Annotated in this window: 11 protein-coding genes and 1 pseudogene; 6 read left to right on the forward strand and 6 right to left on the reverse strand. The window is 75.2% G+C overall.

Annotated features, from left to right (window positions below):
• Window positions 1-236 precede the first annotated feature (236 nt).
• The 3 genes from tgmC to tgmA are packed head-to-tail and all read right to left on the reverse strand — an operon-like array spanning window position 237 to window position 2,597.
• Window positions 237-1,358: an ATP-grasp peptide maturase system methyltransferase gene (gene tgmC, locus ACZ7LB_RS23165; protein WP_471470778.1), complete on the reverse strand. Its 1,122-nt coding sequence runs from the start codon at window positions 1,356-1,358 to the stop codon at window positions 237-239.
• Window positions 1,351-2,310, reverse strand: coding sequence for an ATP-grasp ribosomal peptide maturase (tgmB, locus tag ACZ7LB_RS23170; protein ID WP_471470779.1), 960 nt, complete (start codon window positions 2,308-2,310; stop codon window positions 1,351-1,353). Before tgmB ends, tgmC begins: the two co-directional genes overlap by 8 nt.
• 14 nt (window positions 2,311-2,324) lie before the next feature.
• Window positions 2,325-2,597: a putative ATP-grasp-modified RiPP gene (gene tgmA / locus ACZ7LB_RS23175; RefSeq protein ID WP_471470781.1), complete on the reverse strand. Its 273-nt coding sequence runs from the start codon at window positions 2,595-2,597 to the stop codon at window positions 2,325-2,327.
• 355 nt (window positions 2,598-2,952) lie between these two features.
• Between tgmA and ACZ7LB_RS23180 the strand changes: the two are divergent.
• A pseudogene (locus tag ACZ7LB_RS23180) lies at window positions 2,953-3,307 on the forward strand (DUF5753 domain-containing protein); the annotation flags it as partial.
• On the forward strand, window positions 3,304-3,516 hold the full coding sequence (locus ACZ7LB_RS23185; protein WP_161223972.1) for a DUF397 domain-containing protein: 213 nt from the start codon (window positions 3,304-3,306) through the stop codon (window positions 3,514-3,516). The pseudogene ACZ7LB_RS23180 and the gene ACZ7LB_RS23185, both read left to right, overlap by 4 nt.
• Before the next feature lie 155 nt (window positions 3,517-3,671).
• Here ACZ7LB_RS23185 and ACZ7LB_RS23190 read toward each other — a convergent pair whose 3' ends face one another.
• Window positions 3,672-5,129, reverse strand: coding sequence for an NCS2 family permease (locus ACZ7LB_RS23190; RefSeq protein ID WP_471470783.1), 1,458 nt, complete (start codon window positions 5,127-5,129; stop codon window positions 3,672-3,674).
• A 350-nt stretch (window positions 5,130-5,479) separates the two neighbouring features.
• On the opposite strand from ACZ7LB_RS23190, the gene ACZ7LB_RS23195 reads away from it, so the two are divergent.
• Both ACZ7LB_RS23195 and ACZ7LB_RS23200 read left to right on the forward strand, forming a co-directional pair.
• Window positions 5,480-5,749, forward strand: coding sequence for a DUF2530 domain-containing protein (locus tag ACZ7LB_RS23195; RefSeq protein ID WP_365209598.1), 270 nt, complete (start codon window positions 5,480-5,482; stop codon window positions 5,747-5,749).
• Between the two features lie 98 nt (window positions 5,750-5,847).
• Entirely contained in the window at window positions 5,848-8,259 is a 2,412-nt protein-coding gene (locus tag ACZ7LB_RS23200) for an HAD-IC family P-type ATPase (RefSeq protein ID WP_471470784.1), read from the forward strand.
• Window positions 8,260-8,359: 100 nt separating this feature from the next.
• Here the strand turns inward: ACZ7LB_RS23200 and ACZ7LB_RS23205 are convergent, their stop codons facing one another.
• Window positions 8,360-11,602 (reverse strand): sacsin N-terminal ATP-binding-like domain-containing protein, encoded by a 3,243-nt coding sequence (locus ACZ7LB_RS23205; RefSeq protein ID WP_471470785.1) that lies wholly within the window; start codon window positions 11,600-11,602, stop codon window positions 8,360-8,362.
• A gap of 1,193 nt (window positions 11,603-12,795) precedes the next feature.
• A complete protein-coding gene (locus tag ACZ7LB_RS23210; protein ID WP_471470787.1) occupies window positions 12,796-13,722 on the reverse strand; it encodes a DUF3027 domain-containing protein in 927 nt (308 codons plus the stop codon).
• A gap of 535 nt (window positions 13,723-14,257) precedes the next feature.
• On the opposite strand from ACZ7LB_RS23210, the gene ACZ7LB_RS23215 reads away from it, so the two are divergent.
• A complete protein-coding gene (locus ACZ7LB_RS23215; protein WP_471470788.1) occupies window positions 14,258-15,646 on the forward strand; it encodes an MFS transporter in 1,389 nt (462 codons plus the stop codon).
• A gap of 58 nt (window positions 15,647-15,704) precedes the next feature.
• A complete protein-coding gene (locus ACZ7LB_RS23220) occupies window positions 15,705-16,217 on the forward strand; it encodes a DUF2771 domain-containing protein (RefSeq protein ID WP_471470789.1) in 513 nt (170 codons plus the stop codon).
• The last annotated feature ends 36 nt before the right edge of the window (window positions 16,218-16,253 follow it).

Raw genomic sequence — 16,253 nt, forward strand, 5'->3', positions numbered from 1 at the left:
GGGGCCCCGGGTCCCCGCTCCTCCAGGCCCCGGGGCCGGGGGCGGGTCGGCCCGGGGGCCGTCACCGGGCAGGAGGGGGAGAGGACCACCGACAGGACTCACGGCGGTCCGGAAACCGCACCTGCGGTAGTGGCCCGACGCGGATGGCGTGGCCACCGGGTCACCCGTAGAGGGGGCCGTTTCACCGGAGGTGCCCGCAGTGGAGGTCGGGAGCACCGGGTCCTGCCGGCCCGCGGTCACGCCCAGGTCAGACGTTGCCCCTCGGGGCCGACGTGCAGCCGCATGCGGTCGGCCGCAGGGCATCCGTCCGCCTGCCACCGCATGACACGCTCGGTGATCTCGTCCCACAGACGCGTCGGCCCGCCCTGCCGGACCATCCACCGACCACCGTCCTGGAAGACGGCCGCCCATGCCCCGGCCTCCACGTCGATCACGACGTGTTCCGTCCGGCCGTCCCGTACGAGCGTGAGCCGCTGGGCGCGCGGCGCGGCGGACTGCGCGACGAAGCGGGCGGTCCAGTCGTCGAGCGCGTCCGCGCCCAGCTCCGCGGGCACCGCGTCGCCCTCGCCGAGGTCCGGCAGGACACCCGGCGGCGGCGGCAGGTGGGGGCGGGCCAGCATGAACGAGACCTGCCCGCCGAGGACCCGGCCGCTGGCCGTGCCGTCGTCGGCGACCGTGAGCCGCACGAGTTCGGATGCGTGCATCCATCCGCCGACCGTGACCAGGACCTCGCCTCCGGTGCGGGTCTGCGCGAGCCAGTCGGCCGGCACCGTGTGCACACCGCACGTGGCGATCACACGGTCGTAGGGGCCGCCCTCCTCGCAGCCCGCCAGTCCGTCACCGACCACGCGGACAGGCCAGTGCCCGGCACCCGCGAGCGCGATCCCGGCACGGGCGGACACCTCGGCGTCGACCTCGACCGTGGTCACGTTGTCCTCGCCGACGGCATGGCACAGCAGCGCGGTCGAGTAGCCCGTGCCCGTGCCGCTCTCCAGGACGCGCGTCCCCTCGGCCGCCCGCAGGTCTTCGAGCATGCGCACGACCAGACTCGGCAGAGTGGACGACGACGACGGAGCCGCGGCGACGCGCCCCTCGACCTGGTCGGGGAAGACGCCCCCGGCCACCTGCGTCACCAGAGTGTCGTCTTCGTAGATCCGCGCGAGTCCTTCCGCGGAGTCCCCGGCCGCGGGCCGGTACCAGCCGCCCTCCTCGTACTCGAACCAGCCGTGCGCGAGGAACGCCTCGCGGGGGACCGCCAACAGGGCCGCGGCCCATTCCGGGCTGCGCAGGGCGCCGTTCTCGGACAGGCGCCGCACGAGGTCGGCCCGTAGGTGTTCCGACGCCAGGGGATCACTCATGCTGACTCGCTCCGTTCTCCAGCAGATCCGCGATCGCGGTGGTGATCGGCAGTCCGGCCGCGTCCTCGATCCACGCCCACTGGCCGTTGGGATCGCACTCCAGGAACCACCACGCGCCGTCCCCGGTCACGGCGAAGTCGAAGGCGCCGAAGTTCAGCCCGAAAGCGGCGAGGAACCGCACCGTAGCCCCACGCAGCCCGTCCGGGCAGGTGACCGGTTCATAGGCGAGGCCCTGGTACTCGGATCTCCAGTCCACGACCCCGGGCGGCGCGGTGATCCGCGCGCTGAACACCTGCTCGCCGACGACGACCGCACGCACGTCCGCCACCTTGGGCACCTGCGCCTGGAACAGGTGCGCACTGTGGCTCACCGCGCCGTCGACCTCGCCCGCCCCTACCGGAGCCGCCCAGATTCCGGCGGGCTCGCCCTCGACCTCGTACACCCCCGCGTGCAACGGCTTGTAGACGGTCGGTTGTGCGGCGCAGAACGCCCTGGCCTCCGTCGGGTCGTTCGTGATCAGGGTGGCCGGGACCGCGAATCCGGTCCGGAGCGCCGCGGAAAGCTGCGCGGGCTCGTACTCCGCCCTCGCGATGGCCAGTGGATGGCTCAGGTACAGGCACCCCGACAGCGCGCCCAGCACGCCGCCCAGGCCACGCCGGTTCTCCTGCGCGGCGAACCGGGTCGTCTGCTCGTCGCTGTGCGTCGGCCAAGGACTCGGCCGACGGTGGTACAGGGAACGCACGGCGGACAGATCCGCCGTACGCTCCCCGACCGTCACGCGCCCGTCCCAGCCTCCCGTCCCGACGCGCGCGGCGAGCACCACGGGCGCCGGAAAGTCGCGCCCCGGATCGAACCGGAGCACGGGAACCCGGCGCCGGTTCAGCTCCGCGATGACCAGGTCAGCGGTTGCGTCCTCGAACTCCGTGCAGACCAGCACCGGGCGTTTGTCCATGGCGCTCCCACCCCCTAGTCCTGCGTCGCGTCGTGACCGGAGTCGCCGTCCGCCTTGCCGTCCTTGCCGACCTGTGTGGGCGGGTAGGTGTTCACACTCGTGCCGTGCTTGCCGAGTTCGGCCGGCGTCATCGCTCCGTCCTCCCCGGCCCGTCGGCCGGTCTGCGTGGCCGGGTCGATGCCCACGTACCGCCACGGCGAGGGAGCACCGTTGCGCAGCGGGACCATACGGCGCAGCCCCCACGGGGTCGGCGCGGTGGTCTTCGTACGTGCGAGGCCCGTTCGCAAGTCTCCTCCTTGGTCGCTTCTTGCGGTGGGGCGCGCAGGACCCGCCCCGGCGGGCGCTCTGCCCGTCCCAGCGTGCGGGCACCGGTCCGACCGGGGCGGGGGTGGTTCCCTCTCCGCTGTCTGCGCCGTCATGGCTGCCGCTCCGTATGCCGTTGGCCGCTCGCCCGTCGTGCGGGGCGGGTACTTACGCTGTGCACTCCCGGCATCACCGGCCGGACGTACGCCCGACAGGCCGGGAGGCTTTCCAAACCAGTGGGAAAGAAAGGGAGTTGAACGCACGACCGAACCGTCACCCGAACTGGACGGTGAGCCCGCGAACGGCCTTGAGTGGTTCGGGCGTGAGGTGGTGGCGGCCCTGCTCTGGGTGATCCTGCACGAATCGACGCTACGGACGGAGGCGGGCAGCCGGGCCGTCATGGCCGACCAGCTCCGCCACCTCGTCTCGGCCGCGGGAAACCCCCACGTCACGCTCCAAGTCCTGCGCTTCGACGCGGGTGCCCCCGCCTCATCCCCACCGTTTACCCTGCTAACGCCCGACGACGGGGCAACAGTCCTGTACTCGGAGAGCGGGGGGGCAGGGGCACATGACGGACTCCGCGACGGCGGTGGACAACGCGCGCACCACATACGAGCGTCTGCGGGCTTCCGCCCGCGGCCCCGAGGAGTCCTTGGCTCGGATACGAGAAATCGCGGAGGAGTACGCCAGATGAGCAGCACGCACGGCTCCCGGCCCCTGCGGTGGGTCAAGAGCACGTACAGCGGTGGCGAAGGCGGCCAGTGCGTCGAGTGGGCGCCCGAACACGCGGCGGCCAGGGGAGAGTTCCTGGTCCGCGACAGCAAGGACCCGAACGGCCCCCACCTGGCCCTGACCCGCGAGGGGTTCGCCGGTCTCGTGAGGTTCGCCAGGCGCCACGGGTGACAGCCCCCACCGACCCGCGCGCCCGTGCCGTCCCGCCGACCCGCCCGTGACGGCCGTCAGGCGGGACGGCGCGACCTGCCGGGGCCGGTGAGCGAACGCGGACGGCCCCGCACTCCCCGAAGGAACGCGGGGCCGCCGTCACGGCCGGGGCCCGGTCAGGTCAGGCCGAGGGCCGGCATCAGGTAGTAGAAGGCGAAGACCACCGACACCGCGTACATCGCCGGCGGCACCTCCCGGCCCCGCCCGGCCGCCAGGCGCAGCACGCAGAAGGCGATGAAGCCCATGCCGATGCCGTTGGTGATCGAGTAGGTGAACGGCATCATCACCATCGTCACGAAGGCCGGGATGGCGATCGTGAAGTCGGCCCAGTCGATCTCCCCGATCGAACCGGCCAGGATCAGGAAGCCGACCGCGACCAGCGCCGGGGTGGCCGCCTGGGCCGGGACCATCGTGGCGAGCGGGGTGAGGAACAGCGCGAGGGTGAACAGACCGCCGGTGACGACGTTGGCGAAGCCGGTGCGGGCGCCCTCGCCGACACCGGCGGTGGACTCCACGAAGCAGGTGGTGGCCGAGGAGGAGCTGGCGCCGCCCGCGGCGACGGCCACGCCGTCGATGAAAAGGACCTTGTTGATGCCGGGCATCTGGCCCTGGGCGTCGGTCAGCTTGGCCTCGTCGCTGACGCCCATGATCGTGCCCATGGCGTCGAAGAAGCAGGACAGCAGCACCGTGAAGACGAACAGGACGCCGGTCAGGATGCCGACCTTGCCGAAGCCGCCGAACAGGCTGGCCTGGCCGATCAGCCCGAAGTCGGGCGTGGAGAGCGGGTTGCCGGGCCACTCGGGCGTGGTCAGGCCCCAGGAGGGGATGTCCGCGAGGACGTGGACGACCATGGCGACGCCGGTCATCACGACGATGGAGATGAGGATGGCGCCGGGCGTCCTGCGGACGATCAGCGCGAGCGTCAGCAGCACGCCGAGGACGAAGATCAGCACGGGCCAGCCGTGGAGCTGGCCGCCGCTGCCGAGCTGGAGCGGGACGGTGGTGCCGGCCGCGTCGGGGATCCGGCTGATGAACCCGGAGTCCACCAGGCCGACGATCATGACGAAGAGGCCGATGCCGATCGAGATGGCCTTGCGCAGCCCGTAGGGCACGGCGTTCATCACGCGCTCCCGCAGACCGCTGGCGACCAGCAGCATCACGATGAACCCGGCGAGCACCACCATGCCCATGGCGTCCGGCCAGGACATCCGCGGGGCGAGCTGGAGGGCGACGACCGAGTTCACCCCGAGTCCGGCGGCCAGCGCGATCGGCACGTTGCCGATCACGCCCATGAGCAGCGTGGTGAAGGCCGCCGTCAGGGCGGTCGCGGTGACGAGCTGCCCGTTGTCGAGGTGGTTCCCGTACACGTCCTTCGCGTTGCCCAGGATGATCGGGTTCAGCACGATGATGTAGGCCATCGCGAAGAAGGTGGCGAAACCACCGCGGATCTCGCGCGGCAGGGTGCTGCCGCGTTCGGAGATCCGGAAGTAGCGGTCGAGAGCGCCCTGCGGCGCCCGGGGCGCGTCGGGGGGCTCGGGGCTGGGGGGTACCTGGGCGGAAGCCGGGGTGGACATGCTGAACCTCATGTCACCAGCGGGTCTCCCCCATGCCCGCTTGGTGTTTCCTACGAATGAAAGTGGTCAGAGACAAACGGGTTCAGTATGAAGGTATGAGCCCGTGGGGCGCCATCTTCGCGCGTAGACCCCTTCCGTGCCATGCCCCGCGCCACGCCCCGTGCCACACGCCGCTCCGCGCCGGACGCACGCCGGACCCACGGCGGGCCCACCGCGGGCCCACGCCGGAGATGCGGCGCCACCCGGGCCGGGCCCGGCCGGCACCCGGGCCGCGCACCGGAGCGGCGGGCGGCGGGCGGCGGAGGGGACGGCCCCGGCGCGCCCGCCGGAGCCCCTCGTAAGCTGTACGCATGGCGAAGTGGACACCTACGCACGAGGCGCCGGAGCCCCTGGAGGGCCCCGTGGTCGCGACCATCACCGGCGGCACCGTCATCTGGTTCGTCCTCTTCCTGGCACAGGTGCCCTTCTACGGCTGGTTCGACGACCGCGGGCACGCCTGGTGGGTGTGGACCTGCCTGGCCGGCGGCGGCCTCGGGCTCATCGGCGTCTGGTACGTCCGCAAGCGGGACGCCGCGATCAGGCGCGCGGCGGCAGCGGGCCCCCCGGCGACCGCCCCGTAGCACCGGCTCCCGCACCTCCCGGGCCGCGCCCCGGGAGGCCGGGCCGTTCCGCCCCCCCTCGGGGGGTGAAGCCGGAGCGCCGCACGTACCGTCGGAGCATGACGCATACAGACGCGGACGCCGCCGACGCCGTGGTCGACCCCGCGTACCCCGTCACCGCCACCCCGCCGGAGACCGGGCTGACCGCCGCCGAGGTCGCGGAGCGGGAGACGCGCGGCCAGGTCAACGACGTGCCGGTGCGCAGCAGCCGTTCGCTGGCCGAGATCGTCCGCGCCAACGTCTTCACCCGGTTCAACGCGATCATCGGCGTGCTGTGGGTGATCACGCTGGTCGTGGCGCCCATCCAGGACGGCCTGTTCGGCTTCGTGATCATCGCCAACACCGGCATCGGCATCGTGCAGGAGTGGCGGGCCAAGAAGACGCTGGACTCCCTGGCCGTGATCGGCGAGGCGCGCCCCACGGTGCGGCGCGACGGGACGGCGGTGGAGATCCGGACCTCGCGGATCGTGCTCGGCGACGTGCTGGAGATCGGCTCCGGCGACCGGGTCGTCGTGGACGGGGTGTGCGTCGAGGCGGACGGGCTGGAGGTCGACGAGTCGCTGCTGACCGGCGAGGCCGACCCGGTGGTCAAGCGCCCCGGGGACCCGGTGATGTCGGGCAGCTTCGTGGTCGCGGGCGGCGGCGCCTTCCAGGCCACGAAGGTGGGCCGGGAGGCGTACGCGGCGCAGCTCGCCGAGGAGGCGTCGCGCTTCACCCTCGTCCGGTCGGAGCTGCGGACCGGGATCTCCACCATCCTGAAGTACGTGACCTGGATGATGGTCCCGACCGCGATCGGGCTGATCATCAGCCAGCTCGTGGTGAAGGAGAACGCCTTCGGGGACTCCGTCGCGCGGACCGTCGGCGGCATCGTGCCGATGGTGCCGGAGGGGCTGGTGCTGCTCACCTCGGTCGCCTTCGCGATCGGGGTCGTCCGGCTCGGCCGCAAGCAGTGCCTCGTGCAGGAGCTGCCCGCCATCGAGGGCCTGGCCCGGGTCGACACCGTCTGCCTGGACAAGACCGGCACCCTCACCGAGGGCGGCATGGACGTGACCGGGCTGCGGATGCTCGGCGGGGCGGACGAGGCGTACGTGCGCACCGTGCTGGCGGCCCTCGGGACGTCCGATCCCCGGCCCAACGCCTCCCTGCGGGCGATCATCGACGCCTTCCCGGCGGACGGGCCCGCGCGCGACTGGCAGCGCACCGGGACGCTGCCCTTCTCCTCGGCCCGCAAGTACAGCGGCGCCGCCTTCCGCGAGGGCGACGGCTCGTCCGGCGCGTGGCTGCTGGGGGCGCCCGACGTGCTGCTGGCCGAGGACGATCCGGCGCTCGCGGAGACCGGGCGCCTCAACGAGCGGGGGCTGCGGGTGCTGCTGCTGGCCCGCGCCGCGCGGGGGCTGGACGATCCGCGCGCCGGGGACGGGGCCGTGCCGACCGCGCTGGTGGTGCTGGAGCAGCGGCTGCGCCCGGACGCGGCCGGGACCCTGCGCTACTTCGCGGAGCAGGGCGTACGGGCCAAGGTGATCTCCGGGGACAACGCGGTGTCGGTCGGCGCGGTCGCCGCCAAGCTCGGCCTCGACGGGGAGGCGGTGGACGCGCGGCGGCTGCCCGCCGGGCGGGAGGAGATGGGCGCGGTCCTGGACCGGGGCACCGTCTTCGGCCGGGTCACCCCGCAGCAGAAGCGGGACATGGTGGGCGCCCTCCAGTCGCGCGGGCACACGGTCGCGATGACCGGCGACGGCGTCAACGACGTGCTCGCCCTCAAGGACGCCGACATCGGCGTGGCGATGGGCTCGGGCTCGGAGGCCACCCGGGCGGTGGCCCAGATCGTGCTGCTGGACAACAGCTTCGCCACGCTGCCGTCGGTGGTGGCCGAGGGCCGCCGGGTCATCGGCAACATCACGCGGGTGGCGACGCTGTTCCTGGTCAAGACGGTGTACTCGGTGCTGCTGGCGGTGCTGGTGGTGTGCTCGCAGGTGGAGTACCCGTTCCTGCCCCGGCATCTGACGCTGCTGTCCACGCTGACCATCGGCGTGCCCGCCTTCTTCCTGGCCCTCGCGCCCAACAAGGAGCGGGCCCGGCCGCACTTCGTGCGGCGCGTGATGCGGTACGCCGTCCCGGGCGGGCTGGTGGCGGGGGCGGCGACCTTCGTGACGTACCTGCTGGCCCGGAGCCACTACACCGGGGCGAACGCGCTGGAGGCGGAGACCAGCGCGGCGACGCTGACGCTGTTCCTGGTCTCGATGTGGGTGCTGGCGATCATCGCCCGCCCCTACACCTGGTGGCGGGTGGCCCTGGTCGCGGCGATGGGCGGGGCCTTCCTGGTGGTCCTGGCGGTCCCCTGGCTCCAGGACGTCTTCGCCCTGCGGCTGGTCGGCACGGCGATGCCGTGGACGGCGGTCGCCGTCGCGGTGGTGGCCTCGGCCGTCCTGGAACCGGTCTGGCGGTACATGGACCGCCGCGCCGGGGACTGACCCCTCCGCGGGCCACTCCGGGACCGCGGGCGGCCCCGGAACCGGAACCGGGCCCCGCCCCGGTGGGGGCGGGGCCCGGCGGGCGGCCCGGGCGGGCCGGTCAGTCGAACCAGCGGTCCCGGGACAGCTCCTCCGTGCGGGTGGGGTCCTCCAGCAGGGCCGCCGTCTCGAAGCGGCGGGGCCACTGCCCGGTGGCCCAGGCGAGGGCGGCGGCCACGCCCTCCAGGGTGGCGGCGTGCGGGACGCCGTCGGCGGTCAGGCGCCAGTCGACGGCGACCCCGTCCACCACCAGTTCCCCGTGCTCCACGTAGGACCGCGGGGTGCGCGCGCCCAGCAGCGCCCGCACCGCCTCCGGCACGTCGTGCTCCGTGCCCTCGGAGTCCACCGTGCCGCTGACGGAGTCGCTCAGCCGCCGCACCTGGAACAGCTCGGCCAGGTCGGCGGCGCGCGCCGGACGCACCGGCAGCAGCGGCACCCCGGCGGTGAAGGGCAGCAGGTCGGGCGAGTCGACGACCACGGCGTCGACGGCGTCCACCACCTCGACCCGGCCGTCGACCACCGCGCGGACCTCGTCCGGCAGGGTCACCCGGTCCGGGTCCAGCTCCGCCAGGACGCCGTACAGGGCGTGCAACTGGGCGGCGGTGACCGGGCGGCCGGGGTCCGCGAGGCGGTCCAGCAGCTCCGCCGCGCCGCCGGGCTCGTCCAGCAGGGCGGCGACGGAGGTGCGGACGCCGAGCGCCCGGAGCACCTGCTCGTCCTCGAAGCCGGTGGCGTCTGCCTCGTCGTACAGGCCGCGCAGCAGCGGGTCGCCGCCGGCCGCGCGCAGTCCGGCCGGGCGCCGGCCGCCGAGCACCGGGTGGCCGCGCAGCCACCAGGCGGTGTAGGGCCGCACGGTCTCGTGGGTGCCGTCGGGCAGCAGCACCCGCACCGGCTGGACCAGGGCGTCGCGCAGCGGGGGCCGCGACAGCAGGGCGAGGGCCTCCGGCCAGCGGTCGTCGTCGACGAGGTCGAGGTCGCGCACGGCGACGAGTTCGGTGGCGACGGGCGGGACGGGACTGTCCGGGAAGCGGTCGAGGACGTCCTCGCTCCAGACGTCCACGGCGTCCAGCAGCCCCGCGTCGTCCGGCTCGGCGAAGTCGCCGTCCCGGGAATCCAGTTCGTCGGGGTCCAGGACGACGTCGGCGGCGCGCACCAGGGCGAAGGTGACCAGGACGCCGCAGGCGGCGAGCGGTTCGGGGCCCCACTTCCCGGCCAGTCCGGCGTCCACGGCGGCGAGTTCGTCCTCCCGCATCACCCGGGCGAACGGGCCGCCGGGGAAGACGAGTTCACCGGCGGGGGCGAGTTCGCCGTCCTCGTCGGGCAGGGCGAGGGCGCCCAGCCAGGGCTCCTCCCCGGCGTCCAGCCCGGCGTCCCGGACGAGGCCGAGGACGGTGTCGGCGAGTTCCTCGGCGTCGAGGGTGTCCTCCTCCCAGACGGCCCCGCCGTCGTCGTCCAGGGAGGCGGCGACGGCGGCCCGCACCTGCGGCGTGGTGAGCACGGCGCGCGCGGTGGCCGGCAGGGCGCCGAGCTTCTCCAGCAGCGGGTGCGCGGCGTCCGGGTGGGCGACCTTGAGGCCCAGACGGGCCAGGATCTCCGGGTCGAGGGCGCTGGAGTCCGGGGAGGGCAGCAGGACCTGGCGGGGGCCGATCGCGGTCCGGACGGCGCCGGTGCCGAACCCCCGGGGGGCGTCCCCGGCCAGCGGCACCGGCAGCCCGGAGAGCCGGTCGGGGTCGACCCCGGCGAGGCTGTCGTAGAGCCGCCACCACCAGGACGGGGCCTTCTCCAGCCCGGCGAGCCGGTCGACGGCGTCGCTCAGCGGCAGCCTGGCCACGCCGAGGGCGCGCAGCTCGGCGCGGCGCTCCAGCCCGGCGGGCAGCAGCGTCGGCAGCACCTCCGCCAGGACCCGTACGGTCGCGGCGCCCGCGCCCTCGACGATCTCGGCGTCCCGGGGGCGCAGCGACGCGGGGAGACGGTCCGCGTCCTCGCCGTCCCCGTCGCCGTCGCCGTCGCCGGGGGGCAGGGCGGGGGGCAGGAAGGAGGTGCGGGGCAGCCGGTCGAGGACGGCCCGGCGCAGCGCGCCGTCGAGTTCGCCGCTGCCCAGCGGGCCGGGCACGAGGTCGACGAGGCCGGGGCCGACCGGCCGCCAGTCGGCGAGCAGCCCGGCGTAGGCGTCGGCGGCGCGCTGGACCAGGAAGTCGGTCAGCGGGCCGGGCGCGGTGTGCCGCCGGCTGGAGTCCAGCGGGAAGGAGGCGATGAGCAGGGCGGGCACGCCGAGCGGCTCTTCGCTGGGGGTGGGGGCGTGCACGACGGGCTCGGTGCGGGGGCGGGCGGGGGCGCCGTCGGCGTCGACGGGCACGGCCCAGGTGACCGACCAGTGGGGCCGCAGCCGCTCCTCGACGGGCCGGTCGGCGAGCAGGTCCGGGGTGAGCGGGCCGTGGGCGGCGGCGGTGCGCCAGCGGGTGGTTCCCTCGCGCGAGTCCTCGACGGCGGTGAGGGCGCCGTCGGCGCGGCGGCGCAGGGTGCGGACCTCGTCGCCGGTCTCGACGACGACCTCCGTCAGCCCCGGCAGGGCGAGCAGCAGCGCGTCGTCGACGGTGCGCAGCAGGCGCTCGGCGAGGTCGGCGGCGGCGGTGTCGCGCAGCGGCAGGATCACGACGGTGTCGTAGGACTCGGGGGCGGTGCCCTCGGCGGGGAACGGCAGCCGCAGCAGCGGCACATGGCCGTCGCGGCGGCGGATCTCGTCCCCGAGGCCGGGGCTGTGCCGGGCGGTCCCGGCGGCCAGGTCGCGGGCCTCCGGCAGCGACCAGCGGACCCCGCCGTGCCGTCCGATGACGGCGGGCTCGTCGGTGACGGCGAGGACGGCGGCGAAGCCGACGCCGAACCGGCCGACGGCGACGGCGGCGGCGCCCGGCCCCTCCGGGCCCCCGGCACCGCCGGGGCCGCCCGGGCCACCCGCGCCGGGGACGGGCGCGTCGCGCTTGGCGGAGGCCCGCAGCGTGGACAGCGACTCGACGCCCGCCGCGTCGGGCGGGGCGCCGGTGTTCGCGGCGACCAGGACGCCGTCGCGCAGGGTCAGCCGGAGCCGTCCCGGCACCCCGGCGCGCGCGGCGGCGTCGGCCGCGTTCTGCGCCAGCTCGACGACCAGACGGTCGCGGTAGCCGCCGAGGACGAGGTCCTCCTCGGCGTTGGCGTCCTCGCGGAACCGGGCCGGGCTCGCGGCCCAGGCGTCCAGCACCCCGCGCCGCAGCCGCGCGGTACCGAACGGGTCCGCGCTCTCGGCGGCGGGCCGCACGAACATGCTCACGGTCATCTCTCCTCATCGGCCCTCGTCGGCGTGAGCTCGAAGGTACCGCCCCGCCCGGCACGGGGCGCATTCCCACCGGCGGGTACGCCCCGGCGGGGACGGGGGAGCGCACCGGCGGACACGGGCCGGGTACCCCGCCCGGAGCGGGCGAGCGCCCTCGTACCAGCTCGGGCGTACGCCCCCGACGGCGCCCGGCGGCGAAGGCGGCACCGGCCGCACCGGCGACGCGACGGCCGGGCGACGCGGAAACCGGGAGCCGGAACCGGGCCGCCGGGAGAGCCCGGCGGCACGGGAACCGGCCGACACGGGCGGCCCCAACGGGGCGGGAGCCCGGCGACGCGGAAACCCGAACAGGGCGGAGCCGGGCAAGGGACGGGCCCGGCGGCCCGAAAGCCCGGCAGTACAGGAACCGGACGGCACAGGCGCGCGGCGCGAGGGCTCGGCAGCACGGCGGCACGGCGGCACGAGAGTCGGGCGACGCGGGGGCCCAGAGGCGCGAGAACCGGGCTGCGCGGAGGCCCGGACGCGCGAGAACCGGGCTGCGCGGAGGCCCGACAGCGCGAGAGCCCGGCAGCGCGAGAACCGGGCAGCGCGAGTACCCAGAGGCGCGAGAGCCCAGCCGCGCGAGTGCCCGGAACGCGGGAACCCGGAGGCCCCGGAGCCGAAGGCCCGGACGCGCGGGGGACCGGAGGCGCAGGGCACAGCCCTGTCCTCGCCTCCCCGTCCGCCCGGCGGCAGCCGGCACCCCGCACGCGCTCCCGCCGCGCCGGGGACCGGGCCCCTCCCGCGTGCCGCCGGCGCACGGGCCGAGGCCCGGCACGCGCGGCCGTACGGGCTCGGCGCCACCGGGTCCGCCCTCCGGGCGGGCGGGGGCGACGGGGTCCAGTGACCTGAGTCAGAGATATCCGGGTAGTTCTCGCGAGCCGCCCGGCGTGCCGGAGGCCGGATGTCAGCAGGCCGGGCCGGACCTGCCGGCCGCACGGCATCCGGCTGATGGCCGCGATCTGACGAGGAATCTCTGACTCAGGTCACTGGGGTCTTTCGTTCGGGTCGGGCCGGATCGGGGAGCGGGGTCCGGCGCCGTGCGTCGCGAGGCGGAGGAGGGAGTCGGGGCGGAGCCCCGGCGACCGACGACAACACCGCGAGATGCGGCGCCGGACCCCGCGAGCCCGGCATGATCCGAACGAGAGGCCCTAGGAGTGGCCCAGCTCCGCCGCCGACGCGTCCTCGCCCTCCGGCACCGAACCGGAGTCCGCGGCCGGGCGCAGCGGGAACGGGTCCACCCGGGTCTCGTCGATCACCGGCGGCGGGGGCTGCGGGGGCCGGGGCATGACCGCGGCCTCGGAGTGGCCGCCGCAGCCGTAGGCGAGGGAGACGACCCTGCCGTCCGCCGGGGAGAACTCGTTGGCGCAGAGGCCGAAGGCCTGGCCGAGGGAGCCGCCGATGCGGACCAGGAAGCCGCAGGAGACGCAGGGGGCGGGTGCCGCCTGGGCCATCGGGGTCCTCGGGCCGAAGGACTCCTCCCAGCGCTCGGCGGCGGCCAGCAGGCCGTAGCGGGACAGGACGCGGGCGCGCCGCAGGCCCAGCTCCTCGGCGACGGAGGCGATGGTGCCGCGGGCCGGAGTGGTCGTCAGGCCGGCCGGCGGACCCGCCGTCAGCTCGGCGTCCTCGGCCTCCACGAGGTCGGCCATCTCGTGGGAGACGGCGGAGTTCGGCGGCGGCTCGTCCTCGCCGGACCAGCCGGGCTCCAGCCGGAGATCCTCGGCGTCGGTGGGCAGCAGGTCGCCGGGGCCCATGTCCCCGGGGCGCAGCCGCTCGCTCCACGGCACCCACTCGGGGGCCAGGAGGGCGTCGGCGCCGGGCAGCAGGACCGCCTCGTCCACCGTGACGACGCGGGCGCGGGAGGCGCGGGCGACGGTGACGGCCCAGCGCCAGCCGCGGTAGCCCATCTCCTTGGAGGCGAAGTAGTGGGTGACGACACGGTCGCCCTCCGACACCATCCCCTCGTGTTCGCCGACCACCCCTGGCGCGGCGACCTCCTCGGCAGCGGCGCGGGCGAGATCGACCGCCTCGGCGCACAGGCGGTCGGGGGTGCGGCTTCGCGTTGTCGCTGCGCTCACAGGTATCGCTTCTCTCCATACGCCGTCTCACGAGTGCGCCCCTGTCCGCGAGGGGCGGACGGAGCGGACCTGTGGACCGCGTCGACGTCCGCGCCCTGTCGCCCTCGGGCGCGCCTACGTCATCCATTCTGCGGGATGACCGTAAGGCGCGCGGCCGAGAACGTTCGCCATGGCGCAGCTACGCACGCTACCTGCTCATCTGCGCTGGGCCTACACCGACGGGCTTTTCCACCGCGCCCCGCTTCCCCCGCCGGCCCGCCGGACGCTCCCCCGCCCCGGGGGTGAACACCCCCCGCGCCCCTGACGGAAACGGCCCCGCGGCCCCCGGGCGTGTCCCCCGGCCCCCGCCGGGGGCGGCTCCGGGCACCCCTCGCGAGCGCCCCCGAGTCCGTTCCCCCGGTGCGCCCCCGGCGTGCCCCGGCACCCCCGGGGGACGCCCCCGAGGGCCCCGCGCCCCGCCCGCCGGGGTCCCCCGGGGGCGTCCGTCCGGGTCCGGGCCGCGCTAGATCGGCTCCCGGCGGGGCACTATGTCGGAGTGGCAGCCGCACGGACGGAGTTCAAGGGCGGGAGCCGGGGACGGGGTCCCGGGTGGTTCCGCGCGGTCGGCCGTGCCCTGCGGCGGCCGGTGAGCGCGACGGCGCGCGTCATCCGCCGGGCGACCCACGCGCACGGCGCCGGCGAGTCCGGCCTCGGCAAGCTGATCGAACTGCACGGGGTGAACGGCGCGGGCGACGTGATGATCACCGTCGCGCTCGCCTCCACCGTCTTCTTCTCCGTCCCCACCGACGAGGCCCGCGGCCGGGTCGCCCTCTACCTGGCCATCACCATGGCCCCGTTCACCCTCCTCGCCCCCGTCATCGGCCCGCTCCTGGACCGCGTGCCGCACGGCCGCCGCGCCGCCATGGCCACCGCGATGGGCGCCCGCGCCCTGCTCGCGCTGGTGCTGTCCGGCGCGGTCGTCACCGGCAGCCTCGGCATGTACCCGGCGGCCCTGTGCGTCCTGGTCGCCTCCAAGGCGTACGGCGTGGTCCGCAGCGCGGTCGTGCCGCGGCTGCTGCCGCCCGGCTTCTCCCTGGTCAAGGCGAACTCCCGGGTCACGCTCTGCGGGCTGCTCGCCACCGGGATCGCCGCGCCCGTGGCGGCCGGGCTCCAGCAGGTCGGCCCGCGCTGGCCGCTCTACGGCGCCTTCGTGATCTTCGTGGCGGGGACCTTCCTGTCGTTCACGCTGCCGCCGAAGGTGGACTCCGCGCGGGGCGAGGGCCGGGCCCTGCTCGCCGCCGAGGAGCACCTGCTGCACGGGCCGCGGCGCGAGGAGGGCAGGCGCCCCGGGCTGCGCACGGTCGGCCCGGCGGTCACCCTGGCGCTGGCCGCCAACGCCGCCATCCGCTGCCTGACCGGCTTCCTGATCTTCTTCCTCGCCTTCCTGCTGCGCGTGCACCCGATGACGGGTCAGAGCGCGGCGGTCTCGCTGGGCATCGTGGGCGTGGCCGCCGGGGCCGGGAACGCGCTGGGCACGGCGGTCGGGGCGTGGCTGAGGTCGCGGGCGCCGGAGATCATCATCGTGACGGTGGTCGCGATCCTGGTGGGCGCGGCGGTGACGGCCGCGGTGTTCTTCGGCGCCGTGCTGGTGGCCTGCCTGGCCGCCGTCGCCGGTTTCGCCCAGGCCCTCGCCAAGCTGGCCCTGGACGCGCTGATCCAGCGGGACGTGCCCGAGCACGTGCGCACCTCGGCGTTCGCCCGCTCGGAGACGCTGCTCCAGGTCTCCTGGGTCTTCGGCGGCGCCGTCGGCATCGCGCTGCCGCTCAACGGCACCCTGGGCCTGGCCGTCGGCGCCACCATCGTGGCCGCCGGCTGGCTGACGACCGTACGGGGGCTGATCGCGTCGGCGCGGCACGGCGGCACCGCGCGGCCGAGGGTGGCGTGAGCACGGCACGCCGCCCCCAGGTGGGGAACGGGCCCCGGGCGCCGTATAGCCTTTCGCCATGACCACGTTGCCCCGCGGCGCAGCCGCTACCGGACACCGCGCTGTGCGACGCCGCCGTGCCGTCGCCACCGTCGGCGCCGTCTCCGCAGGACTGCTCCTGCTGTCCGCCTGTGACGAGCCCACCCCGGTGTCGACGATCACGGTCGGCACCGACTCGGTGAGTTCCCAGGCCGCCTGCGGCTGGGAGGGCAAGGCCCTCTCCGACGCGCAGATCACCGCGTGTCTGAAGGACAAGGACGCCAAGACGATCACGGTCGACCCGGACGAGACCGTGCGCTTCGGCGTCGACCCGAAGATCGCGGACAAGCGCTGGACGATCCTGATGAACGGTCAGCAGCTGGTCAACGACTTCAAGAAGACCTACACCACCGTTCCCGGCAGCGTGTTCTTCAACGCCCAGTACGGCGCCAAGGGCAACTCCACCAACGTCGCCATCGCCGCCCGCGACGGCAAGGCGGACAGCGAGAAGATCACCGCGGTGTGGGTGTTCAAGCTGAAGAAGGCGGACTGACCGCGTCCGCCCCCGCGCGGCACCCCGGGGCCCCGC

This window comes from Streptomyces sp. NPDC107521 (assembly GCF_055598485.1).